Raw genomic sequence first — 23,498 nt, forward strand, 5'->3', positions numbered from 1 at the left:
GTAGCTAAGCGGTCGTGTTCAGCATTTAATTTAGATATCCAGCTTCAGGCGCTAGACTCTCGAGGTCACTTCCACCTTCTCAGTCGAAAACTGAAGAGATGTTTTCGATTCGAAGGATCCAGTGCTTGTCGAGTCTAAACGAGCGCCTTCAGCATTTAAAATAAAAAAACTGTAGCTGCAAATCGGCAGCTACAGTTTATACACGCACAATAAAAGAAAGTATCCTTAAAAAGCATACGGATGGCGAGTATTTTGTAACAAACCGATTTGCGTTGATGCAATGCTCATTAAATTTGTCATAAAACCTCACCTGCTTTCCTTAAAGTTGTTATTAGATTAACAAAATGGAAAAATAAAGTCAATATAAATATTCAATTATTCTCAAAAAATTACATTAAACCAGAATTATGTTTATGTACTAAGCCTTCTGGTTCAATATGAACAAGTACTACTGTCAATGGTTTTGCTAGTCGTATCGTATTTTCAATATCTTCGGTAATTTGATGGCTTTTCCAAACATTTAGTTCAGGATTAACAGTGACTGTTAAATCTACAAACACCATATTCCCATGATTACGTCCTTTGAAATCTATGAGATGAATAACACCATCTACATTGCGGACAAGAGTTGATAACGTTTCAACCTCTTCTTCGTCAAAGCCATCTGTTAATGTATGAACAGCTTCAAAAAATATTTCATAGGCTGTTTTAATTATTATAATACCAACGATAATGGCGGTAATGGAATCAATTATCGGAAAACCAACGATAGCACCTAAAATACCAATTGCAGTACCAAAACTAACAAGTGCATCTGAACGATTATCGAGAGCAGCTGCTTTTACAGCTGAACTTTTAGTTCGTTCAGATAACTTTAAATTATAACGATAAACACCGTACATAATAATACCACTAATAATAGCGACAACTGCTGTTAGCAGGGAAGGAGAAGAGTGGTTGTTCTCGATAAAACTTTTGCCTGAATTAAATAACACTTGGAGTCCAACGACTGCCATGATAAATGATGCGATAAGGGAAGCAACCGTTTCAGCTCTTAAATGACCATAGTGGTGATCCCCATCTGGTGGCTTTTGTGAAATACGTAATCCAATTAGAACTGCAACAGAAGCGATAATATCTGTTGTATTATTTAGTCCATCAGCTTTTAATGCAGTAGATGCACCTATAAAACCAATTGTCAGCTTTGCGGTACTGAGTATGAGATAAGTGGCGATGCTTAGCCAAGCACCTCTTTCCCCTTGTCTTAAATTTGTGTATAGCTCCACAATGTTTCCCCCTTGCAAAATTTCTTGGCAATATAAAACGACGCACACTCATATTAGTGTGCGTCGTTTCTTGTTAAATTTTCATATTTATTCTTCAGAAGATGAGTTTGTATCTTCTAGTGATTCGTTGTTGGATTCATCTGGTAACTTAATAACTTCTAAGTATAAGATATGATGACCATCTACTTCTTTTACAATAAATTCATAGCCTTGTTCAATTATTGCTTCGCCTTTAACGGCATCGAAGTTTTTGGTCATAAACCAACCACCGATAGTATCGATATCATCTTCATTGATGTCAATTTTAAGGAAATCGTTAACGTTTTCAATTAACATTTTGGCATCAAAGATAAAATGGTTTTCATCTACTTTACGAACTTCAGGAATCTCGTCTGCATCAAACTCGTCTCGAATATCACCGACAATTTCTTCGATAATATCTTCGATTGTTACAAGACCAGAAGTACCACCGTATTCATCCATTAAAATGGCCATATGAATACGTTCTCGTTGAATTTTCAACAATAAGTCACTAATTGGAATTGTTTCGATGACGCGAATGATAGGTTGCATATATTCCGTTACTGATTTTGAACCATTAGTTGGGTCTTTAATGTAAGCAGTTAAAAGATGCTTCATATTGACGAGACCTATAATATGGTCTTTGTCTCCATCAATAATAGGGTAGCGCGTATACTGCTCAACGCCCATCACTTCGAAAACTTCTTTAAGAGTCATTTCTTTTTCAATACCAATGATTTCAGTACGAGGCACCATAATTTCTTTGGCAATACGATCGTCGAATTCAAAAATGCTATTCACATATTTATATTCAGACTGATTTATTTCACCGCTTTTTAAACTATCCGATAAAATCATACGTAATTCTTCTTCTGTCATTGCCACTTCTGACTCAGATACATCCTTTAACCCGAAAAGTGATGACAATGAACGAGCAGAGAAGTTTAATGCTTTAATAAATGGATACATGACGTTGTGGAACGTAATTAAAGGACCTGCTGTTGCTAATGCTACAGCTTCTGCCTTTTGAATGGCTAATGTTTTTGGTGCTAATTCACCAACTACAACGTGAACAAATGTCACGATAGAGAATGACAACACGAAGGATAGAACGGATGTCACACTTCCTTCAAGTGCGAATAAATCAAATATCGGTCTCAATAAAATCGATACTGTTTCTTCACCTAGCCAACCAAGTCCTAAAGAAGTAATCGTAATTCCCAACTGACAAGCGGATAAATATTCATCCAAATTAGATACTACTTTTTTTGCTTTTAATGCTTTTTTGTTACCTTCAGCTATAAGCTGATCAATTCGAGTTGTTCGGACTTTAACGATAGAAAATTCAGTTGCTACGAAAAAAGCCGAACATGCGATCAAGACAGCGAATGCTGTCAACCGTATGGCTATGTCCAAAGACTTCCTTTGTTCCAGACCCAAATGAGGGGTGAGAACAAAGTGTACACCTCCTGTGATATAAAAAATAGTTAAGTAATACAATGATATGACAACTAAGTTGAAAAAACAAATCATCTACATGATTTAATTTGACTATTAATAATAATTGTTTATTGAAGTAAGAAATATCGTCAAAAGTAAGGAAATAATTAAATTACCCAATTTATTCTAAAAGTATTGACAATTCAAAATTCGGAGTGCTAATATTGAGAGGCACTAAATAATTTATGGAAAAGGAGGTATGGATTATGAAAAAGTTAAGAAGTTTATTTATACAATTAAATAATGAATCCACACCTACCTATTCAGCAATTAATTCTGTAATTTAACTTTAATAACTAATTGGTATGGGTGTAGATACCTGTATCTTTTTTCAAAAGCGTATGCTCTGAAAGGAGTGTGCGCTTTTTTTGTTGCCTTTTTAAGTGAATTACGAGTGCAAAATTCAAAAAGGAGAGCTGAATATGTTTATTCAAAAGCGGAAAAAGAAATTTAACAAGGATTCGATTGAAGACGGTTAGTGAAAAACAGAATAGGAAAGTAGGAATAATAAATGTTTGAGGTTTTATTTAAATTAAAATGGTTTTTTAAAGAAAATCGAAAGCGTTACGCAATAGCTATTGCATTGTTACTAGTAGCTAATGTAATTGAAGTGACGCCACCTTGGATTATTGGCCAATCGATTGATGCGATCCATTCAGAAACATTAACAAGTCATTCTCTTATGTTTTACATTGCTGCGATGCTAGTTATTTTGGTGTTGTCATATGTTGTTAACTTTATTTGGCAGTATCAATTATTTGGTGGAGCGAATGTAATTGAACGTAAACTGAGATCAAAGCTTATGACAAAGTTTTTGAAAATGTCTCCACCTTTTTATGAACGAAATCGTACAGGAGATTTGATGGCGAGAGCGACAAACGATTTACGAGCTGTTTCTGAAACAGCTGGGTTTGGTATTATGACGTTAATTGATTCGACATTATACTTATTAACAATTTTACTAACAATGGGATTCCTTGTTTCATGGAAACTAACAATAGCAGCAATATTGCCTTTACCGATATTAGCAATCGTTATGCAAATTCTTGGTAAGAGAATTCATGAGCGCTATATGAAAGCTCAAGACGTGTTTGGTGAAATGAATGATAGTGTACTTGAAGCTGTAGAGGGTGTTCGTGTTGTTCGTGCATACGTTCAAGAACGTGCTACAGAGCAGCAATTTAGTGAAATGACAGAAGATGTTTACAAAAAAAATATGCATGTCGAGAAAATCGATGCATTATTTAATCCAATTACAAAGATTTTAACAGGTCTTAGTTATATGATTGGTCTTGGTTTTGGTGCTTATTTAGTGTCTAAGCAAGAGATGACTTTAGGTGAGCTAGTTACATTTAATGTGTATCTAGGTATGATCGTTTGGCCAATGTTTGCGATTGGAGAACTTATCAATGTTATGCAACGTGGAAATGCTTCACTTGATCGTGTCCAGGAAACATTAGACGAAAAAGAAGATGTTGTTGATCCAAAAACGCCAACAATCATTCAAAATCCAGATTCTATTGTTTTTAAAGATGTGACATTCCAATATCCACAATCATCTTCTATTAACCTGGCAAACCTTGAAGTTTCTTTGAAAAAAGGCCAAACGCTAGGAATTGTTGGGAAAACAGGTAGTGGAAAGACGACGGTCGTTAAACAGCTATTACGTGAATATCCAAACGGTGAAGGTGATCTATTTGTCTCAAATAGTCCTATTCATGATCAAACAAAAGAACAGGTTCGTAACTGGATTGGTTATGTACCTCAAGACCACGTACTATTTTCTAGAACAGTGAAAGAGAATATTTTGTTTGGTAAATCAGATGCTACAGAGGACGAATTACATGAAGCAATCCGTTTAGCAAACTTCGAGCGTGATTTAGAAATGCTACCACTCGGTTTGCAAACATTAGTTGGTGAAAAAGGGGTTTCGCTATCAGGAGGGCAAAAGCAACGTATTTCAATTGCTCGTGCATTAATTCGTGATCCAGAAATATTAATATTAGATGATTCCTTGTCAGCAGTGGATGCTAAAACAGAAGCAACAATTATTCAAAATATCCAAACAGCTAGAAGTGACAAAACGACTATAATTGTGACACACCGCTTATCGGCAATTCAACATGCGGATTGGGTCATTGTATTAGAGGATGGTCGTATCGTTGAAGAAGGTACACATCAAACATTGCTTGAAGAAGAGGGCTGGTACAAAGAACAGCATGACCGTCAGCAAGTTGAGGGGGTGAAATAATGGGTACTGGTAAACGATTATTTCAATATGCTTTAATGTACAAAAAGCTACTTATTTCAGGCCTATTATTATTAGCAATTGCAGTTGCCGCAGACTTAGCGGGACCATTAGTAGCAAAGAAAATTATTGATGATCATATTGCAAAAGCAGAAGTCGCAGGTATTGATTTTCAGCCGATTGCAATTTTATTGGCTGTATTCTTCGGATTAGCAGTTGTTGCCGCTATTTTTAGATACGGTCAGTATCTTTTACTTCAAATGGGCGCAAATCGTATAATTCAAAAAATGCGCAATGAAGTCTATGAGCATATTCAAACATTGCCGATTCGTTATTTTGATAATTTGCCTGCTGGAAAAGTGGTTGCGCGTGTTACAAATGATACGGAAGCTATTCGTGATTTGTTTGTAACGGTTGTTTCACAATTTGCAGCGAGCTTTATGACGATTTTTGGGATTTATATCGCTTTATTCTTCCTTGACTGGAAGATGGCATTAATCGCATTATTTGTTATTCCAATTTTAATTGTTTGGACGATTGTGTATCGTAAGTATGCTTCTAAGTACAATCATATTGTTCGAGGAAAAGTTTCTGATATGAACGGTATGATCAACGAATCAATTAATGGGATGACTATCATTCAAGCTTTTAGTCGCGAAAAACAAATTGAAGATGAATTTGCGGCACTAAATGAAGAGCATTATCGTTATCAAAATAAATTGCTTATATTAGATGCAGCTACGTCTCACAATTTAGTAGGCGTTATTCGTTCGCTTACATTTGTCCTTTTTATCTGGTATTTTGGCAGTGCTGAAATGAATGGTGCAGCTGCTATTTCAGTCGGTATGCTATATGCTTTTGTTGACTATATTACACGTTTATTTAATCCTGTAACTGGCATTGTCAATCAGTTGGCTCGCTTAGAAAGAGCGAACGTTGCAGCTGAGCGTGTCTTTGAATTATTAGATCAACCAGGGGAGCCTGTAGTCGATAAACGTATTCCACGTTATAAAGGAAATGTTCGCTTTGAGCATGTGTGGTTTGCTTATAAGGAACAAGAATATGTGCTAAAAGATATTGATTTTGAAGCGAAGCAAGGGGAGACAGTCGCACTTGTTGGTCATACGGGGTCTGGTAAAAGTTCTATCATGAATTTACTTTTCAGTTTTTATGACGTTTCAAAAGGTGCGATTACAATTGACGGTATCAATATTCAAGAGCATTCACGTCAAACCATCCGAGAGCATATGGGAATTGTATTGCAAGACCCTTATCTATTTACGGGTACGATTGAATCGAATGTTAGTTTAGGAGACCCTAGAATTACGCGTGACACTGTACAGAAAGCATTGGATGCAGTTGGTGGTGAACGCGTCTTGAAAAATCTACCGAAAGGTTTAGATGAACCTGTGATTGAGAAAGGAAGTACTTTATCTTCCGGACAACGTCAGTTAATTTCATTTGCTAGAGCGCTTGCCTTTGACCCGGCGATATTAATCCTTGATGAAGCGACTTCCAATATAGATACGGAAACTGAGGAAATTATTCAGCACGCAATGGATGTATTGAAAAAGGGGCGCACGACATTTATCATCGCACATAGACTTTCTACTATTAAGAATGCAGATCGCATTCTAGTATTAGACCGTGGTGAAATTGTAGAACAGGGTACTCATGATGAGCTACTGAAACAAGGTGGGCGTTATGAACAAATGTATAAACTGCAATCAGGTGAAAAAAATATTAGTTAATATGAAGACCCTTCAATTGCTCAAACAATTGAAGGGTCTCTTTTAATTAGAAAATCAGTTCATTATAGTGGTGATGAAAATAGAAAGAACGGCACAAAAGGTAATAGAGGTAAGCCAGTTCAATTTTGAAGTGGTTTCCAAAAAGACATTTAATATGCCACTAATAAGTAGTGACACAAAAAAAGAGAAGAATAAATAATAGACTACTTCGGGCATATAAACGTTTCCTCCGAATCAAGAAATATAATGAGTTTATTTTATTAAGAATAGTGTATTTGAAGCATGAAGCTATTGCAAATCTTTGCCGATACTCGTATATTTAGGGAGACGAATTAAATAGCTATGTGAAAGTAGGTGTCGATCCTGAACTGGTGGCAAGATTGGTTACATAGTATCAAATCTTTTAATCGAAATATAAAGTTGTTCATGGTTGGGAATATACTAATTCAAATTGGAATGGGCATATTCAGTGTAATGTACAATTTATATATTAAGGAATTAGGTATGAAGGAAGCTGTTAATGGAAATGTTATTGCGATGACAGCGTTAGCAACAGCTATTATGCTAATTCCAGCCGGTCTTCTAAGTGATCGATTTGGACGTAAGTGGGCGCTTATTATCGGAACAGGATTAACAGCAATTACATTTTTTTATAGAAGTATTGTCACTGTTGAACAACCGATGCTTTGGTCAGCATTCGCAACAGGTATTGTATGGGCAGTAGCTCAAGTTTCAGGCGTACCGTTTTTAGCTGAAAACTCCAAGGCTTCTGAAAGAATGAAATTATTTAGTATTCACTTTTCAATCATGACAATTGCCGGTTTTATTGGGAATTTACTTGGTGGAGTTGTGGCTGACTGCGCAAGCTTTCTTATGAATTTGTCAGCTGTTGAAGGAATTCGGGTATCACTATATAGTGGGGTCGCATTTTTCGTCATTGGATTGTTTCCATTGTTCCGCTTGAAGATGGAAAAGAAAGTCGCCATGGAAACAGTGGCTTCAATTAAAGACGTCGTAAAAGTATCAGAGAAAAATGCAAGCTTCAAAGAAAATATAAGAATCATTGTACTATTTGGGGTAGCTCAATTGATTATTGGTATAGGATCTGGGCTAGTCATTCCATATTTAAATTTGTATTTCGCTAATCGATTTAATGCAACCAATACATATATAGGACTTATTTTAGCACTAGGATCTGCAATGACAGCTGTTGCAATGTTGATTGGCCCTGCATTAGTTAAACGTGTAGGAGAAGTTAGAGCTATTATCATATTTCAGTTTTTATCCATTCCGTTTTTATTTTTAACAGCGTTTACGAATTCTTTATTTGTAGCATCGATTGGTTTTTTATTCCGTCAAGCATTGATGAATGCAGCGAACCCGATCCAATCGGCTATTGCTATGGAAATTGTGCATGATAAATATAAAGGGTTAGGGAATTCGGTCAATCAGATGGTATTCCAAGTCGGCTGGGCATCAATGGGATTGCCAGCTGCCTTTTTTGTTACGAAGTACGGGCACTATTGGGGTTATGCATATACTTTTACAATAACAGGAATATTGTATTTGATTGCTTCTACCTATTTTTATTTTGTATTTGGGCGGAATAAAAAACTCGCGGTGGCATAAAAAAACTTAAGAAAAAAGAACATCTACTAGTTGTGCGTGATATTAAAGCGACTAGTAGGTGTTTTTTATAGTTCTTTCAATAATTATTACGTAATACATCAATTACCATCGCCTTTCTAACATTCGAAAATTCTAATACGAGGGTAAAACTGCTATTATAGAAATTAGTGTTTTTAAAAGTGAACCAATTTCGAAGAGAGGAAGATATGTTCATGGGACAAGTAGTAGCTAAAATTGAAACGGTGCGTACAAACCTAATCATGACAAACAAAGCACGTGAAGGAATTTTAGCATGGTCAAAAGATGAGCATGCTTTTTTTCATATTCAAAAATCGTTTTTAGTACATATTGAAAGAATGAGCAATTCTGCACAAGGAGAGACAGCAATTACAATTTATTTTGACAATGTAGCAAATGCAAACCTTGCTGAAAAGCTAGATAGTCAAGTTGCAGTGATGAATTGTATTGTTAAATATGAAGGACTACTGGCAACTAATTTCCGTGTTATCAGTTCAAGAGTCCCTGTTCGTACAAATAGAAGATTTGCTACACAGTTAGAGTTTGTGACAGCCCCTAAGAATACCGTAGGATTGCCAATTGAACTCCATTCTAAAATCCGCCAGTTGCCAATAGCTGAAGAACGTTCAGAATATGTTAGAAAACGTATTTCTAGCTGGGAAGGCTATTTGAAAATTCAAGAACGCGACGCCACGATAGAGGATATGACAGCATCCTTCTCAAAGCTTTCGATCAATGAAGACTTCAGTCGCATGACTCTAAATTGTAGTGGTTTAAAGGATAATGAATGGAATAAAGCTAAGGGATTAAGTGCGAAATTTAAAGGCTCTCGCGATGAACTTGGTGAAGTATTAAAAGTGAATCGCTCGAATAGAACAGTAGAAATTGAGCTACGTCCATATATAAGGGAGCAACTTCGAAAAAATCAGCTAAAACCAAAAACAAAGGAAGTCATCTTTAGTAACTTTGCTACTTTAAGTCAGATTCGAAGACTACGTAGAGGTTTTGCAGATTTAGAAAAAGGCTTAGCTGCAAATGCGAATTTGGAAAAGATATTATTTGAAGATCGACCTCGAATTCAATCACCTAAAAAGCGAGCTAAACTTGAGTTTCATAACCGATTAAATGAATTTCAGCAAGAAGCTGTAATTGGTGCAATGTCAGCTGAAGATTTATTTGTTATTCAAGGTCCACCGGGCACTGGTAAAACAACCGTTATCTCAGAAATTTGTCAGCAAAATGCGAAGGCAGGATTACGTACATTAGTAGCATCTCAGTCTAATTTAGCTGTTGATAATGCATTAAGTCGACTGCTTTCAAATAAAGACATTCGTATTTTACGCTTTGGTCGAACAGAAAGTATTGAAGAAGAAGGCAAGAAATTCATTGAAGAAAATGTAGCGGAATATTGGAGAGAGCAAACGTTACAAGATATTGAGCAGGAGTTAACGTTACATGCTAGTCAAGAAACGGAGCTTACTGCAACATTAGTGACATGTGAGGAAGAACTTCAAAAATTAGAAGCTCAGCTAGTGGTTATAAAAGAAAAAATAGTAGAACAACAACAGGCAAAACTCGATTATGAAGTAATAGCTGAAGAAGTTCAAAAACTAAAAAAAATGTTAGGTACTTATAGAAGAGAGCTTCGAGACCTTGAAGAACATTTTGGAGAAGTAGCCAATAAATACGAACAAGTCTTATCGAAGGTAGAAGAGTTAGAGCGTTTTCTTGAAACGAATGAATCCAGTGAAAAATTACTTGAACGGACTAATCGATTAGCCAATGAAATTGAAAAAACTAGAAATCAATTGCTGTTCCGTCAAGCTGAAGAAGAATTGGCTGCTGTTAACGAAGAGCTAAACAATTCTCGTAATGAATACATGACTTGGCAAAAAAATATTTTAGAACTTCATCAATTGCAACATGAGTTAAAAGACTTTACTAAAGTTGATGAACTCACTGATTTTATGAAACAGTACGACATTCCAATGGGTTTCATCATTGAACGCCAGATTAATGCATTAGAGAAAATTAAAAACCAAATGGTAAGCTATCATGATTGGATGGCTGTAAATAATAAGTTGAAAGCAGCAATTGACTATGTAGAAATGCAAATGGGGCATGTTGCTCAAATTATTTTGCAACAAATTAATGCACGGCCCGAGGATAGCTATTCATCTTATTCGATCCGTGAAGTGCATGAAGCGATAGATCATATGAAGCAGTTTTTAATAACACAAAAAGTTGTAAACCCTGCACAGTTAAAACCACATTTAGAAAGACTTTATTTAAGAAGAAAATTTGTGTGGGAACAAGGTACAATACTACAACAATTAAAACAAGAAGCTGTTAGATTATTTGAGATGATCAAGCGAGAAGTGATTAAACAAACAACTGAAGTATTAGCCAATGCACAGCAAAAGAAAAGTACTTTAACGAATAAAGGGATGCTACTAAAAGATAAGCAAGCCCAACTCCAAAAACGATATGACCAATTAAAGTTAAACTTGTCTGACGTACCTAACTCTAGCAATTCAGAGCAACTAACCGCAATATTACACAAATTAGAAGAAGAATTGCAGCATGTTAAATCAACCCACCAAGTAGTTTTACGAACCATCCCTCAGTTAGACCAAATGCAGCAACAGCACCAAAAGTTAATGGAAGAAAGAACTACTATAGCTAGTGACCTTGAAGAAAAGAAACTATCAATTCAAGAGATTAATTCACAAGGTTTAAAGCAGGAAAAGGATTTAAAAGCTTTGGAAGAAATCCTTGAGCAAGATTTTGAGGACCAACAATTACAAGCAGATTATGCTATTAAAAAGCTGGCAGAAAAAATAACAAAACTCCAGCATAACAAAGCACAGTTACCTATTAAACAAGCACTACAAAAACAATGGTATACATTACTACAAGAAGCTAATGAACATGATTTAGATGAAATTCGAAAAATGTATGTAAGACATGCCAATGTTATTGGGACAACATGTGTAGCTTCCGCAAGAAAAGAATTTATGGATAATTATCCAACATTTGATGTTGTTATTATCGATGAGGTGTCAAAAGCAACACCACCAGAATTGTTGTTACCAATGTTAAAAGGGAAAAAAATTATTCTTGTAGGAGATCATCATCAGCTACCACCATTAGTTGGAGACGATACGCTAGAGGAAACGTTAAAGGCGATTATAGAAGAGAGTGACGCACTAGAAGAAAGCGCTGAGCTAAAAAAATTATTAAAAGAGTCTTTATTCGAACGCCTTTTCAAAAACCTCCCTCGAGATAATAAACAAATGCTAGCTATTCAATATCGTATGCATGAGGATATTATGAAGACAATCACTCCTTTTTATGAAAATGAAGATGACCAACTGCAATGTGGTCTAATCGATTCAGATAACGTTCGAGATCATTTCCTAGAGGGGCATTATGTAAAACGGGCTGATCACTTATTATGGCTAGATATGCCAAATGAAAAGCCTTATTTTGAAGAACAAATGAAAAATGGTAAAAGTCGTTTCAATCAAGGTGAATTAGATACGATTCGCCATATGCTATTAGATCTAGATCATGCAACTGAAATGGCTAAAGCGGCAGGGAAAATAAAACAAGATGAACGCAAAAGTATTGGTGTTATAAGTTTTTACGGGGAGCAGGTTAAGAAAATTGACCGCCTTATTCAACAAGAACTAAATCTACAACATTTACATCTACGTACGGGTACTGTTGATAAGTTCCAAGGGATGGAAATGGATGTTATTATCGTGAGTATGGTTCGTAATACACAACATAAAGGCGGAGATATCGGTTTCGCCAATGATTATCGTAGATTAAATGTAGCGCTATCGCGTGCGAGGGAGCTACTAATTCTTGTAGGTAGTACAGAAATGTTTACACAGAGAGCGAAGCAGAAACATGCGCGAGATATGTATAGTCAACTATTAGAAACGGTGAAAGAACAAAAAGGCCTCCGTGACCAAGACGGAAATGTGAAACAGTAAAATGGAAAGGAGAGCCAAGTATGCAAGCGTTAGAAAAACGATTGAAAAGAGAAGTCTTACAAAATGGTAAAGTAGAGATTTTAAAATCCTCCAACTGGTGCGTGCCAGTGCAATCAATTGATGTCACTTATCAACCAGTAAAGCGTTTGAAGATGGATATATTGATGAAAATGATGCTACTGACTTTCCAACAAGCTGAAATTTCAAATGCTAGCGAATTGGGTGAATTACTATTAGTAGAGGATCTCTTCATTCAAGACCTCCTCATAAATTTAACGAAAACAGGGCTAATTGAAAGAGGAGAGAAATACTATCATTTAACATCTAAAGGCAAAATCCAACTTGAAAATGGCGTATTTGAAGAAGAGCAAGAAATAGAAACACAACAGTTGCTTTACAGTGCTTGTCACGAAGCATTTTTGCCTGCGGAAATTGATCAGATGGATGAGTATGACGAGTTACCAGATCTATTTCGATATGCTTTAGAGGAACCTGAGGAGACATTGAAATTTGTAGAGGAAGAGTTAATAGAAGTTCTGCAAAATAGCCGTCCATCTGAAGACGAAGGTGAAGAACAAACGGTCATTACTGATATTTTATCAAAAGAAGCACGTCAGATTAATGATGTACCTTGTCTTGAATTTATCTTATACAATCGTGAACAGGACCTTCTTTTCGTTCGAGTATGGAACACATTGTTATCTCATTGGGATGATAAATTGGAGAAGCTACTAGTTGAAAAAGAAGTTGTTATGTGGCGAGAAGAGTTTTTGAAGGTTTAGTTGCTATAAGTTAGAGGCATTATTATTAGACGCTCCTTGGAGGAGTTTTCTAATAATAATGCTATTTTATTTTGTGGAATAAATGTTTAATTGTAGTTAAGTAATCGATGATTTTATGAGTGCTTTTGATTCGAGCCTTCCAGTGCTTGTCAGGGCTGAGCGGGCCGCTTCAGCATTTAATAAGATATCCAGCTTCAGGCGCTAGCGGCTCGGGTCGTTTCAGTCGGGCGCTCAAAGTCAAAGGGCGACTTTGGCTTCCGCCTTCCAACGACCTCGCAGCTGAACGAGCACCTTCAGCATTTAATTAGTCATATACATGATAAAGCATTAGTTCGTGTATCATTTTTTTTACGGTTTCTTCATTTGGTGGTATTGACCCTGACCAGATGATGGAGCCGTCTTTTTTATATTCGCCTTCGTATCGTTGATGCTTGTAGAAAAAGGCGATCTGCCAGCCGGGTAATTTTGTATTTTCAAATAATGGTTTAAAGCTGAAATGTTGAATCATATGTATACCCCTTTTCATAGTGCCGGTCCCGTTCGCATATAGTGTGAAAAAGCGTATAGGAGATGGCGGTATGTTTGAAGAACAGCTAAAGAAAGCGATTCAAGTTAAATATCAGATGTATTTTTGGTACAAATCGATGCTTGGGCTGACGAAGGATCCTACATGGAAATCTTATATCGAGCATGCAATAACAGACGAGAAGTGCCATTATGAGATGTTCCAACAACTTTATTATATGATGACTGGAGAATATGTACAAAATTTAACGAAAAGACCACCATGCAAAAATCTTAAGGCCTGTGCGAAAGAAGCTATCGGGGAAGAGCTTGAAAATACGGATGTATATAAGGAAATGTTCTTAAATACTCCTCTTCAACAAGGACAATACCCATTTTTTATCGCTATGCAAGATGATATGGAGCATGCGATTCGCTTTTCAACAATTTACAATGCACTATAAATAGTATGAAATCCCTAACTTCAATAGCTATTAATTCTCACCTACTTGACTGTCTGTTATAATGTAGGAGAGTTTTTGAAGAAATGGGTGAAGAATATGGGTGTGTTCGTAACAATACTATTCATGGCGGTCATTGGAGCAGTCATTGGTGGTTTTACGAATCATTTAGCGATTAAAATGCTCTTTAGGCCTTATAAAGCAGTTTATATTGGATCTTGGCGTGTCCCTTTTACACCGGGTTTAATTCCAAAACGCCGAGATGATTTAGCAAAACAACTAGGAAAAACAGTAGTGAACTATTTACTCACACCTGAGACTTTCCGTAAAAAGTTCTTTTCAAATGATATTCGATTGAAAATTGAACAATGGTTAAATGAAAAAATAGAAACAACTTTGTTTACAGATGATAAAACAATCAACGACTGGCTGAAGCAAGCGGGTGTTGAAAATATCCACTTAGCGATTGAAGAAAAAGTTGATGCTCTAATCATTGACCAAGTAGATAAAGTACAAAATGTTCTATCTACAAAAACTGTTCGCGAACTTTTACCTGAAAGATGGCAAGAGAAAGCGAATACGAAAATTCCGGATATCGCTCGTTATATTTTAAATAAAGGCGATGTTTATTTTGAATCAGAAGAAGGCTATCAAACGATTAAACGATTAATTGATGATTTCCTTGATACTAAAGGAACGCTTGGTGGCATGATTCAAATGTTCTTAGGTGATTCTTCATCAATAGTTAACAAAGCTCAAAAAGAAATTAAAAAATTTCTTAATGCAGATGGCACATTTGTGCTCGTTTCGAATATGTTAACGAATGAATGGGTTAAATTGCAAGACCAAACGGTTACTCAACTAGTTGGCGATTTAGATTTTAATTCGACTACTAAAGCGGTTCAAAGCTATGTGAAGAATGAATTGAAAATTGAAAATCGTTTAGACCAGCCAATTGTGCATTATTGGACAAATGGTGCCCACTGGATGCAACAAAATGTTGTACCACAGGTAGTTGACAATGCTTTTGTACAAGCAGAAGTGAAATTGGAAGATGTTTTAAAACGATTGAATTTAGAAGAAGTAGTACGTGAACAAGTTGACACATTCCCTGTTGAAGTACTTGAGGATTTAGTACTGGGCATTTCAAAAAGAGAATTTAAAATGATTACAGTATTAGGTTTCGTACTTGGTGGTATTATTGGGATTGTTCAAGGTATTATCATGACGCTGATTAATTAAAATTGAAAGTAGGGTATTAAAATGATTAACATTTATAATGACATTAACAAGTTAGAAGCAACATTCCGTAAAACGGCAGAATTTGACGCATTAAAAGCTGCTGTTGAGGAAGTGAAAAACGATTCAGAGGCACTAACATTGTTCCAAAACTTCCGTAAAGTTCAATTGAATTTACAAGAAAAACAAGCAAAAGGCGAACAAATCCAAGAAGATGAGTTAACTTACGCTGGAAAAACTGCTCAACTTGCTCAACAAAATAGTAAGATAGAAAAAATGCTTCAATCAGAAATGGCTTTAAGTGGTTTAATTGAAGAAGTAACTCGTACTTTGATTAAACCAGTTCAAGAACTATACGCAGAAATCTAATTAACGTAATACTATATAGAAATTATTTTAAACTCGTACTGTTAACTAGCAGTACGAGTTTTTTATTACATAGCAGTTAAAATTTTTAGTCGCGTTATGGATGCGTTCAGAATTCTGCTGTGGCTATATCATTAATAATTTTAAGTTGTTCCTCATGATTAAACTGACTCTGTTGTACAATTGAGAAAAAGACATTGAGTTAATCGTGGAAAGCACTCATATACCGGTTCAAATCCAACTTTTGCATGGACAAAAGCGAGTTTATAACGTTTCTTCATAAATTCTTTATCAATGTGTCCATTGAATATTTCTGAAATATGGCCCTTCAAAGCAGTTCTTAAACTGATAATCGAACTGTTTTGATTAATAATTTTACCTAATGAATTTTCTTTTTCGAGATTTTCATAAAACTTTGCTACAATGGATTCAATGTTTTTTGACTAGAGTAGGTTTCATAATGCGAAAAGTAGCTAAGTCATTTTTAGTTAACTGGATCATATCCATCTGTATATAACTGAATCAGTTGAGAGATTTAGATATAACGATGTTATTAAGTTCTTGAGAAACTAATATTTCTACAGATGAATTTATAGGCTTTTACTTTCTTGAGAGAAAAGACAATTTACTCGCTCCTTTAACATTGTAGTAAGAATAGTTTAGAGTTTTTCTATTTTATATGAAAGTAAAAACGAAAGAAGTGAATAGATGATATGAAAGTCCTTGGAATTAATGGAGATTACCCTCAGGATTGGGTGCGTGTCTTCAATCATATTACAAATTTGTTTTTTGAGGATTCGAAAGTTTCGAAAACGGAAAAAGATACAGATTTAAATGTTTATTTTGAATGGCATATAGATGCCGATCATACAGTAACAACAACCGCTGAGTTACATTCAGATGGTGAAACGTATAAGAGTAAATTTGTTCAAGAGTACACGGATGAAGCAAATGAAAAGGAACAAAATATTCGGTTGAAGAGAGCATTATCTCATGTGCTTTTAGACACACTTGAAAAACTGACGGGTATTCACCAGAAATGGGGTATCTTAACGGGTATACGTCCTACAAAGCTGTACCATAAATTTAGAAAAAGTGGATTAACTGATTTAGAAATTCATACTAAGTTAAAAGAAGAATTTAGACTATCAGATGAAAAAATAACTCTAATGAAAAAAATCGTAGATCGTCAACTCACGACTATTCCAGATTTAGATACAATAGGTAATGAAGTAAGTATTTATATTGGGATTCCATTTTGTCCTACAAAATGTGCGTACTGTACATTCCCCGCGTATGCTATCCATCGTAAAAATGGACGAGTAGAGTCGTTTTTAGACGGACTTCATATTGAGATTCGTGAGATGGGTAAATGGTTAAAGAAACGTGATATGAAAATTACATCTATTTATTGGGGTGGAGGAACACCAACTTCAATAGAAGCAGATGAAATGGATGCATTATATCAAACGATGTATGAATCATTCCCACATGCTGAATCGATTCGAGAAGTAACTGTGGAGGCTGGACGCCCAGATACAATTACGCCTGCTAAATTAGAAGTCTTGAAAAAATGGGGAATTGACCGTATTAGTGTTAATCCACAATCCTATACAGATGAAACATTAAAGGCGATTGGACGCCACCATACAGTCCAGGAGACAATTGATAAGTTCTGGCTTTCTCGTAATATGGGAATGAATAATATTAATATGGATTTAATTATCGGTTTACCAAATGAAGGTCTCGATGAATTTGAGAACTCATTAGTTGAAACAGAAAAAATGCAACCGGAATCACTAACTGTGCATACGCTATCATTTAAACGTGCTTCAGAAATGACGCATAACAAACAGAAATATAAAGTTGCAGACCGTGAAACAGCTGAGAAAATGATGCATCGTGCACATGAATGGACTGCAAATAATAACTACGAGCCGTATTATTTATATCGCCAAAAAAATATTTTAGGGAATCTTGAAAACGTTGGATATTCTAAAAAAGGTGAAGAGAGTATATATAACATCGTGATTATGGAAGAAGTTCAAACGATTATAGGACTTGGTTGTGGAGCTTCAAGTAAATTCGTTAACGCAGAAACAGGCAAGATTACTCAATTCCATAACCCTAAAGATCCAGCAGCTTATATTATGACATTTGAAGATGCTATTGATAAAAAGCTAGAAATTTTGGATGAACTTTATAAAGAAGAAACCGAATTAATATAAAAAAATAGGTGAGTATCTCTATCCAAGAGATGCTCACCTATTTTTATTTATTTCTTAACCAAAGGGCGATCTGAAGAATGATTGCCTCTTGGAATATGGCTGGATTATAACCAGTCAATTCATGAATTTGATTCAAGCGATATGTCAGTGTATGTCGGTGAATACCTAGTTCTTCAGAGCAAATTGTAAGCTGTTGATTATTTGAAAAATAAACAACCAACGTATGTATAAGTTTATTATTTAAACCATTTAATGTACGGTTCGTGAATAGCAAAGCTTCCTGAGAATCACTTTTTTTTAGTAAGGAAAAAACTTCAACTTCTTCAAAAAAGTTTATCGGTTTTTTTCCGTCACCATACTCAATGGCGTTTTTCGCCATTTCATAAGAGTTAAATGCTTTTTCTAATGTTTGAACTGGTTGACCAATGCCAATTTTGACATTAAAATATTTTTTTACTTGAGTTAACAATAGCGTTAATTTATTTACTATCGCTTTCGCATCCATACCAGATACTAAAATGAAATGCTCATTTACTTGATATTTGCCAAAGATGACAGACTCATGAATGAAAAAATCTTCCATATGTTCAACAAAAGATTGGTATGCTGTTAATTTAGGATCGGCATCCAATGTTATCGCATAAAAGGGGGGTGCATGAAAGAAGCCAATTTTAGATAACCGATCATTCATTGCTTTTTGCAACGGCTGTTGAGTCATCAAATCTTCGAAAATCGCTTCACGCAATTTACGTTTCCATTCAGTTTGAGAAGCTATAAGCGCTTGGTGAACCATCATTTCAGTAGTTAATTGAACGAGCGGTGCCCATTCTGCAATATCGACTGGATTACCAGTAATGCCAATTACACCAACAAGCTCATTTTGAAAGAAGATGGGCAAGTTAATACCAGGTTTTGCATTTTGAAAAAGATGATTATTTTCCTCAGTAATAATGAGCGTTTTTTCTGTTTCTGCAACAATTCTAGCCCCTCCATGTATACTTTCTACACGTAATCTATCTCCTGAAGCCAAAATTCGTCCATTCGTATGTACAACGTTTATATTGCGGTGCAAACGTAGCATGGTCTGTTCTACTATTTGGTTCGCTAACTGTTTTGATATCATAATTTTCCTCCGACGTGTATAAAAACTAGTTGTTATAATACAAGGAATTTATACGTTAAGTATAATGTAAAAAACTGAAATTATCACTATAATAATTGTAAGCGTTTTATTTTAGGGGGGATTGTTTTGAAAATCGTTGTTAGTCCTGACTCTTTTAAGGGTTCACTTACAGCCATCGAAGCCGCAAAAGCAATGGTAGCTGCTATTCATGAGATAAATCCAGAAATTGAAACTGTACTATTACCTGTAGCAGATGGGGGGGAGGGAACACTAGAGCCACTACTGGAAGCTACAAATGGTCATATTATTAGTTTACAGGTACAAGATCCAATAGGTCGACTTGTTGAAGCTGAATACGGCGTTTTAGGGGATGGAGAGACTTGTGTCATTGAAATGGCAAAGGCGTCCGGTTTAACTCTTTTGACGAACGATGAAAGAAATCCACTTATCGCTTCAACTTATGGAACTGGACAGTTAATCCGTCATGCATTAGATGCAGGGTTCCGTAAATTTATTATAGGTGTTGGGGGAAGTGCTACGAACGATGGCGGTACTGGAATGCTCAATGCACTTGGTATGAAATTTTTAAATATTGACGGAAAAGAATTAGAACTTGGTGCAGAAGCACTTAGTACTCTTCATCAAATTGATGATTCATTTTTCGATGAACGAATAAAGATATCTGAGTTCGTTATCGCATGTGACGTAGATAATCCATTTGTAGGGACGAATGGGGCGACTACTATTTTTGGTCCACAAAAAGGAGTAACACCAGAAATGGTGCAACGAATTGATGATAATTTAACGATATTAGCTAATAAAATCGAAGCTATGACAGGTGTTGCATTGCATAATGAACCTGGTGCAGGCGCTGCAGGCGGAATAGGTGGAGCATTTTTAGCGTTTTTTCCAGTAGAATTAAAACCAGGGATAGAAGTCGTTATGAAAGCAATTGATTTTCAAGGTCAAATTCTAGGAGCATCTTTGATTATAACTGGAGAGGGAAAATCAGATTTTCAAACACTTTCAGGGAAAGCACCCATCGGCGTCGCTAATGTGGCAAAAGAATTGCAAATCCCAGTAGCCTTAATTTCAGGTTATGTAGACAATGATAGTTATGCATCGCTATCTGAACATTTCTTGGCAATCGCAAGCGTAGTAAATGAATCAATTACACAGCAAGATTCAATTCAAAATGCAGCGATACATTTAAGGAGGAGGACGTTTGAGATGGTAAAACAAATCATAAAAGAAGTATAGAAGTGTAACACAGAGTATTTCTAGTAATCTTCTTATGTGTACTCTTTCTTTTACTAGATGGTAGAGGTTGAGATTTTAGTATGTTTGAATGTGCTATTAAAGTAGTAATTGAAAATAGTTCATAAGAAGAGATGAAATTTATTTTCAATAGACATAGCTTAAGGACTTTTTCCTTCTATTAAAAATTTTATGGTATATAAGTATTGGAATAATAAAGATTAATCATGAATAGCATCGCCAGTGAATATGTTAACTAAAGAGAATTATCACTAAAGGTGGTGTAGCTATGAATGAGAAAGAAGTAAAAAGTCTACTATTAGAGTTGCAAAGTGGTCAGAAGAGTTGGGCAGAAGTAGCTGAACATCGTTATGTGTTTTCGATGATGGAGCATATAGGGTCAACAGATGTTGAACTTCGCGATGAACTAATTTATCAAGCATTTTGGAAACTAATTCATAACGGGCATTTATCTGAAGAACTAATGATAGATATGCTAAATACTGCTCTTAGTGACGTTTATTTATTTGATGAAATTGGTGAAAATGGCGTGGATAGTGTCTTTAAACGCTCCTACACAGCATTATTAATTGCTTTACTATTAAATCAAGATTTACAGCATCCTTTTTTGACAGAAGAAATGATTGGAAAAGTAAAGGACAAGTTAGTTACATATTTAGATTTGGAAGAAGATATTAGGGGGTATGTTACAAATAAGGGGTGGGCTCATAGTGTTGCAAATACTGCGTATGCAGTGGATGAACTAGTAAAGAACCCAAAGTTAAAAGTAGCCGATTATGATGAAATCTTTCAATCTTTAGTGAATAAGATTTTCACTTCGAAAGCAGTGTATCTCTCAAATGAGGATGAGCGAGTAATCATGCCGATACTTACGATGCTTGAAAATGGATTATCTATTGATATAGCAAAAGGACTTTTCGAGCGGATTCCGCCTTTTTTAGCCAAACAAAAAGAGAAAGCATCTACTAAGAAGTTTGTTATTCTGCAAGCGAATTGCAAGATGTTTTTAAAAAGCTTCTATTATATAGCGTCTACGGATAAAAAGTATGCTTTTATCGAAAGAAAAATTGAACGCTGTTTGACAGAAATTGGTTGAGTAATTTTTCAAATTTGTATCGCATTTTACACAGAACAAAACTGTATTATAATTTTTCTTATTTGAGATAAAATGCCCATAAGTAAGCGAATACTATCAAAAATAATATAATTAACCTAAAATGCCTACCTGTAATATGTTACAATTGTTGAGAAATATATGTTCGGAAGGTAGGGAGTTATGGATTTCAAAGTTTTACTAGCAGGCGGAATAATCGCTAGCACATTAGTGATTTCAGGCTGCTCATCTGGTGAGATAGCAGAGAATAAACAGCAAGATAAAAGTGACGTTGCAGTAAATCGAGACTTAATGAATATCGAAATAAAAGTCCCAGCTTCATTTTATGAAGGTGAAGATATAGATGCAATTATTGCAGATGCCAAGGAAAAAAAGCAATATATAAAAGTTGAAAAGAACAGTGATGGTTCTGTGACCTACATTATGTCACGTGAGCAGCACGATACTCTGATTAAGGAAATGAAGGAGAGTACAGCTTCAAATGTAAAAGAAATTGAAGAAGATTCGGAAATACCTTCTGTTCTTAAGATTAGCAATAACAGTAATTTCTCTGAGTTTATAATAACCGTAGATAAAAAAGAGTTTGAAAATAGCTTCGATAGTTTTGCGGTATTCTCTTTAGGTATTGCAGGTATGTTCTATCAAGTATTTGACGGAACAGCTGAGGAAGATTTGAAGGTTACTGTCAAAATGAAAGACTCCAAAAATGATAAAATATTTAGTGAAATAATTTATCCAGATGCATTGGATGATATTGGTGAAGAAAATTGAAACACTTTATAGTAGGTCATTAGCAAAGAATATCAAGCTAATGACCTTTTTGTATTATTGGAAGTGCAGTGTCGACTAATTTTTAATAATTCTTATTATATGTAGCTTGAAATATGCTAGGATAGTGATAATACTTAAACTTTTATTGTGATGAGGGAGACGATTATTTTGGCCATTCGAACGGTGATATTTGACTTAGATGATACTTTACTTTGGGATAAGAAAAGTATTGCGACTGCATTTGAACTTACTTGTAAAAAGGCAGCTGAGCAGGTGACAGTTAATCCTTTTGACCTTGAAGAAACAGTGAGAGAAGCAGCACGCAATTTCTATGCATCGTACCCTACATATGAATATACACAAATGATTGGCATTAACCCATTTGAAGGTCTTTGGGGAACCTTTGATGATCCAACAGATGAATTTCAACAATTAAAAAGAGTAGTTCCAACTTATCGTAAAGATTCTTGGACAGTAGGTTTAGCTAAATTAGGGATAGATAATGAGGAACTTGGAGCAGAACTAGGGGATTATTTTATCGAAGCGCGTAAGCAAAGTCCTTTTGTTTATGAAGAAACATTTGAAGTACTGGATACATTAAAAGGGAACTTTAAATTAATATTATTAACAAACGGTTCACCAAGTTTACAGCATACAAAATTAGAAATTACACCTGAAATCGCTCCTTACTTTGATCATATCGTTATTTCTGGTGATTTTGGTCGTGGTAAACCGGATGCTTCTATTTTCGAACATGTCTTAAAAGTTGCTGACATTCAAGCGGAAGAAGCTATTATGGTTGGCGATAATTTGATGACCGACATCTTAGGAGCATCGCGTGTTAATATGTGTTCTGCTTGGATTAATCGTGAAGAAAAAGCACCAATAAAAGATGTTACTCCAACATATGAGATTAAATCATTACGTGAATTAATATCTCTACTTAAAACAGTCTAATACTTCGAAAAGCTGTCTATATTTTTTATTAGACGGCTTTTTTTGAAGCTTCATTTAAACACACGAGTTAAAACAACCCGATCCTTTAAAGGATCGGGTTGTTTTTTGAGATACATGTGAAGTGAAGTCTCTCGGTCAAAAGCTGAAGTGATGCTTTTGATTCAGGCCAACAGGATGTTGGTCAGGTAGCCGTTGCCACAGGACGTGGCGAACTTAGG

The 23,498-nt window shown here is 35.4% G+C and carries 18 protein-coding genes; 13 read left to right on the forward strand and 5 right to left on the reverse strand.

Annotated elements, in window-relative coordinates:
- Window positions 1–389: 389 nt before the first annotated feature.
- Together MHH85_RS01040 and MHH85_RS01045 are read right to left on the reverse strand one after the other, a co-directional pair.
- The gene (locus tag MHH85_RS01040; RefSeq protein ID WP_340705691.1) at window positions 390–1,286 is read right to left on the reverse strand and encodes a cation diffusion facilitator family transporter; all 897 of its coding nucleotides are present in this window, start codon (window positions 1,284–1,286) and stop codon (window positions 390–392) included.
- 87 nt (window positions 1,287–1,373) lie between these two features.
- Window positions 1,374–2,723, reverse strand: coding sequence for a hemolysin family protein (locus tag MHH85_RS01045; RefSeq protein ID WP_340705692.1), 1,350 nt, complete (start codon window positions 2,721–2,723; stop codon window positions 1,374–1,376).
- A 595-nt stretch (window positions 2,724–3,318) separates the two neighbouring features.
- Between MHH85_RS01045 and MHH85_RS01050 the strand changes: the two genes are divergently transcribed.
- From MHH85_RS01050 to MHH85_RS01070, 5 genes are all read left to right on the forward strand, one after another.
- Window positions 3,319–5,058 carry an ABC transporter ATP-binding protein gene (locus MHH85_RS01050; RefSeq protein ID WP_193737459.1) on the forward strand — a complete coding sequence of 580 codons (1,740 nt, stop codon included), beginning with the start codon at window positions 3,319–3,321 and terminating at the stop codon, window positions 5,056–5,058.
- Window positions 5,058–6,806, forward strand: a complete 1,749-nt coding sequence (locus MHH85_RS01055) for an ABC transporter ATP-binding protein (protein ID WP_340705693.1) — start codon at window positions 5,058–5,060, stop codon at window positions 6,804–6,806. The genes MHH85_RS01050 and MHH85_RS01055 overlap by 1 nt, the downstream gene beginning before the upstream one ends.
- Window positions 6,807–7,166: 360 nt before the next feature.
- Window positions 7,167–8,435, forward strand: coding sequence for an MFS transporter (locus MHH85_RS01060; RefSeq protein ID WP_445684118.1), 1,269 nt, complete (start codon window positions 7,167–7,169; stop codon window positions 8,433–8,435).
- A gap of 212 nt (window positions 8,436–8,647) precedes the next feature.
- On the forward strand, window positions 8,648–12,457 hold the full coding sequence (locus MHH85_RS01065) for an AAA domain-containing protein (protein WP_340705695.1): 3,810 nt from the start codon (window positions 8,648–8,650) through the stop codon (window positions 12,455–12,457).
- A 20-nt stretch (window positions 12,458–12,477) separates the two neighbouring features.
- Window positions 12,478–13,239, forward strand: coding sequence for a hypothetical protein (locus MHH85_RS01070; RefSeq protein WP_340705696.1), 762 nt, complete (start codon window positions 12,478–12,480; stop codon window positions 13,237–13,239).
- Window positions 13,240–13,543: 304 nt separating this feature from the next.
- Here the strand turns inward: MHH85_RS01070 and MHH85_RS01075 are convergent, their stop codons facing one another.
- Window positions 13,544–13,747 carry a YheE family protein gene (locus MHH85_RS01075; RefSeq protein ID WP_038189043.1) on the reverse strand — a complete coding sequence of 68 codons (204 nt, stop codon included), beginning with the start codon at window positions 13,745–13,747 and terminating at the stop codon, window positions 13,544–13,546.
- A 70-nt stretch (window positions 13,748–13,817) separates the two neighbouring features.
- Here MHH85_RS01075 and MHH85_RS01080 point away from each other — a divergent pair, with 70 nt between their 5' ends.
- The 3 genes from MHH85_RS01080 (at window position 13,818) to MHH85_RS01090 (ending at window position 15,812) form a co-directional block, all read left to right on the forward strand.
- Window positions 13,818–14,207 (forward strand): ferritin-like domain-containing protein, encoded by a 390-nt coding sequence (locus MHH85_RS01080; RefSeq protein ID WP_340705697.1) that lies wholly within the window; start codon window positions 13,818–13,820, stop codon window positions 14,205–14,207.
- Between the two features lie 96 nt (window positions 14,208–14,303).
- Window positions 14,304–15,446 (forward strand): DUF445 domain-containing protein, encoded by a 1,143-nt coding sequence (locus tag MHH85_RS01085; protein ID WP_340708108.1) that lies wholly within the window; start codon window positions 14,304–14,306, stop codon window positions 15,444–15,446.
- Window positions 15,447–15,467: 21 nt separating this feature from the next.
- On the forward strand, window positions 15,468–15,812 hold the full coding sequence (locus tag MHH85_RS01090; RefSeq protein WP_193737455.1) for a YlbF family regulator: 345 nt from the start codon (window positions 15,468–15,470) through the stop codon (window positions 15,810–15,812).
- A 158-nt stretch (window positions 15,813–15,970) separates the two neighbouring features.
- Here MHH85_RS01090 and MHH85_RS22225 read toward each other — a convergent pair whose 3' ends face one another.
- Entirely contained in the window at window positions 15,971–16,243 is a 273-nt protein-coding gene (locus MHH85_RS22225) for a protoglobin domain-containing protein (protein ID WP_368539284.1), read from the reverse strand.
- Window positions 16,244–16,522: 279 nt separating this feature from the next.
- Here MHH85_RS22225 and MHH85_RS01095 point away from each other — a divergent pair, with 279 nt between their 5' ends.
- Window positions 16,523–18,037, forward strand: coding sequence for a coproporphyrinogen III oxidase (locus MHH85_RS01095; protein ID WP_340705698.1), 1,515 nt, complete (start codon window positions 16,523–16,525; stop codon window positions 18,035–18,037).
- A gap of 43 nt (window positions 18,038–18,080) precedes the next feature.
- Here the strand turns inward: MHH85_RS01095 and MHH85_RS01100 are convergent, their stop codons facing one another.
- On the reverse strand, window positions 18,081–19,160 hold the full coding sequence (locus tag MHH85_RS01100) for a CdaR family transcriptional regulator (RefSeq protein ID WP_340705699.1): 1,080 nt from the start codon (window positions 19,158–19,160) through the stop codon (window positions 18,081–18,083).
- A gap of 126 nt (window positions 19,161–19,286) precedes the next feature.
- On the opposite strand from MHH85_RS01100, the gene MHH85_RS01105 reads away from it, so the two are divergent.
- The 4 genes from MHH85_RS01105 (at window position 19,287) to MHH85_RS01120 (ending at window position 23,280) form a co-directional block, all read left to right on the forward strand.
- Window positions 19,287–20,420 carry a glycerate kinase gene (locus MHH85_RS01105; RefSeq protein ID WP_340705700.1) on the forward strand — a complete coding sequence of 378 codons (1,134 nt, stop codon included), beginning with the start codon at window positions 19,287–19,289 and terminating at the stop codon, window positions 20,418–20,420.
- Between the two features lie 286 nt (window positions 20,421–20,706).
- Window positions 20,707–21,534 carry a DUF2785 domain-containing protein gene (locus tag MHH85_RS01110; protein ID WP_340705701.1) on the forward strand — a complete coding sequence of 276 codons (828 nt, stop codon included), beginning with the start codon at window positions 20,707–20,709 and terminating at the stop codon, window positions 21,532–21,534.
- Between the two features lie 180 nt (window positions 21,535–21,714).
- Window positions 21,715–22,323 carry a hypothetical protein gene (locus MHH85_RS01115; protein WP_340705702.1) on the forward strand — a complete coding sequence of 203 codons (609 nt, stop codon included), beginning with the start codon at window positions 21,715–21,717 and terminating at the stop codon, window positions 22,321–22,323.
- Window positions 22,324–22,491: 168 nt separating this feature from the next.
- Complete coding sequence (locus tag MHH85_RS01120; RefSeq protein ID WP_340705703.1) at window positions 22,492–23,280, forward strand: HAD family hydrolase; 789 nt, start codon at window positions 22,492–22,494, stop codon at window positions 23,278–23,280.
- The last annotated feature ends 218 nt before the right edge of the window (window positions 23,281–23,498 follow it).

This window comes from Viridibacillus sp. FSL E2-0187, from assembly GCF_038006425.1.
Taxonomy (GTDB): domain Bacteria; phylum Bacillota; class Bacilli; order Bacillales_A; family Planococcaceae; genus Viridibacillus; species Viridibacillus arvi.

What these genes read in the sequence shown, in the direction of transcription:
- MHH85_RS01090 (WP_193737455.1), top strand. Translation starts at nt 15,468, where the DNA reads ATGATTAACATTTATAATGACATTAACAAGTTAGAAGCAACATTCCGT.
- MHH85_RS01115 (WP_340705702.1), top strand. Translation starts at nt 21,715, where the DNA reads ATGGATTTCAAAGTTTTACTAGCAGGCGGAATAATCGCTAGCACATTA.
- MHH85_RS01080 (WP_340705697.1), top strand. Translation starts at nt 13,818, where the DNA reads ATGTTTGAAGAACAGCTAAAGAAAGCGATTCAAGTTAAATATCAGATG.
- MHH85_RS01065 (WP_340705695.1), top strand. Translation starts at nt 8,648, where the DNA reads ATGGGACAAGTAGTAGCTAAAATTGAAACGGTGCGTACAAACCTAATC.
- MHH85_RS01075 (WP_038189043.1), bottom strand. Translation starts at nt 13,747, where the DNA reads ATGATTCAACATTTCAGCTTTAAACCATTATTTGAAAATACAAAATTA.
- MHH85_RS01055 (WP_340705693.1), top strand. Translation starts at nt 5,058, where the DNA reads ATGGGTACTGGTAAACGATTATTTCAATATGCTTTAATGTACAAAAAG.
- MHH85_RS01110 (WP_340705701.1), top strand. Translation starts at nt 20,707, where the DNA reads ATGAATGAGAAAGAAGTAAAAAGTCTACTATTAGAGTTGCAAAGTGGT.
- MHH85_RS01070 (WP_340705696.1), top strand. Translation starts at nt 12,478, where the DNA reads ATGCAAGCGTTAGAAAAACGATTGAAAAGAGAAGTCTTACAAAATGGT.
- MHH85_RS01095 (WP_340705698.1), top strand. Translation starts at nt 16,523, where the DNA reads ATGAAAGTCCTTGGAATTAATGGAGATTACCCTCAGGATTGGGTGCGT.
- MHH85_RS01100 (WP_340705699.1), bottom strand. Translation starts at nt 19,160, where the DNA reads ATGATATCAAAACAGTTAGCGAACCAAATAGTAGAACAGACCATGCTA.
- MHH85_RS01085 (WP_340708108.1), top strand. Translation starts at nt 14,304, where the DNA reads ATGGGTGTGTTCGTAACAATACTATTCATGGCGGTCATTGGAGCAGTC.
- MHH85_RS01050 (WP_193737459.1), top strand. Translation starts at nt 3,319, where the DNA reads ATGTTTGAGGTTTTATTTAAATTAAAATGGTTTTTTAAAGAAAATCGA.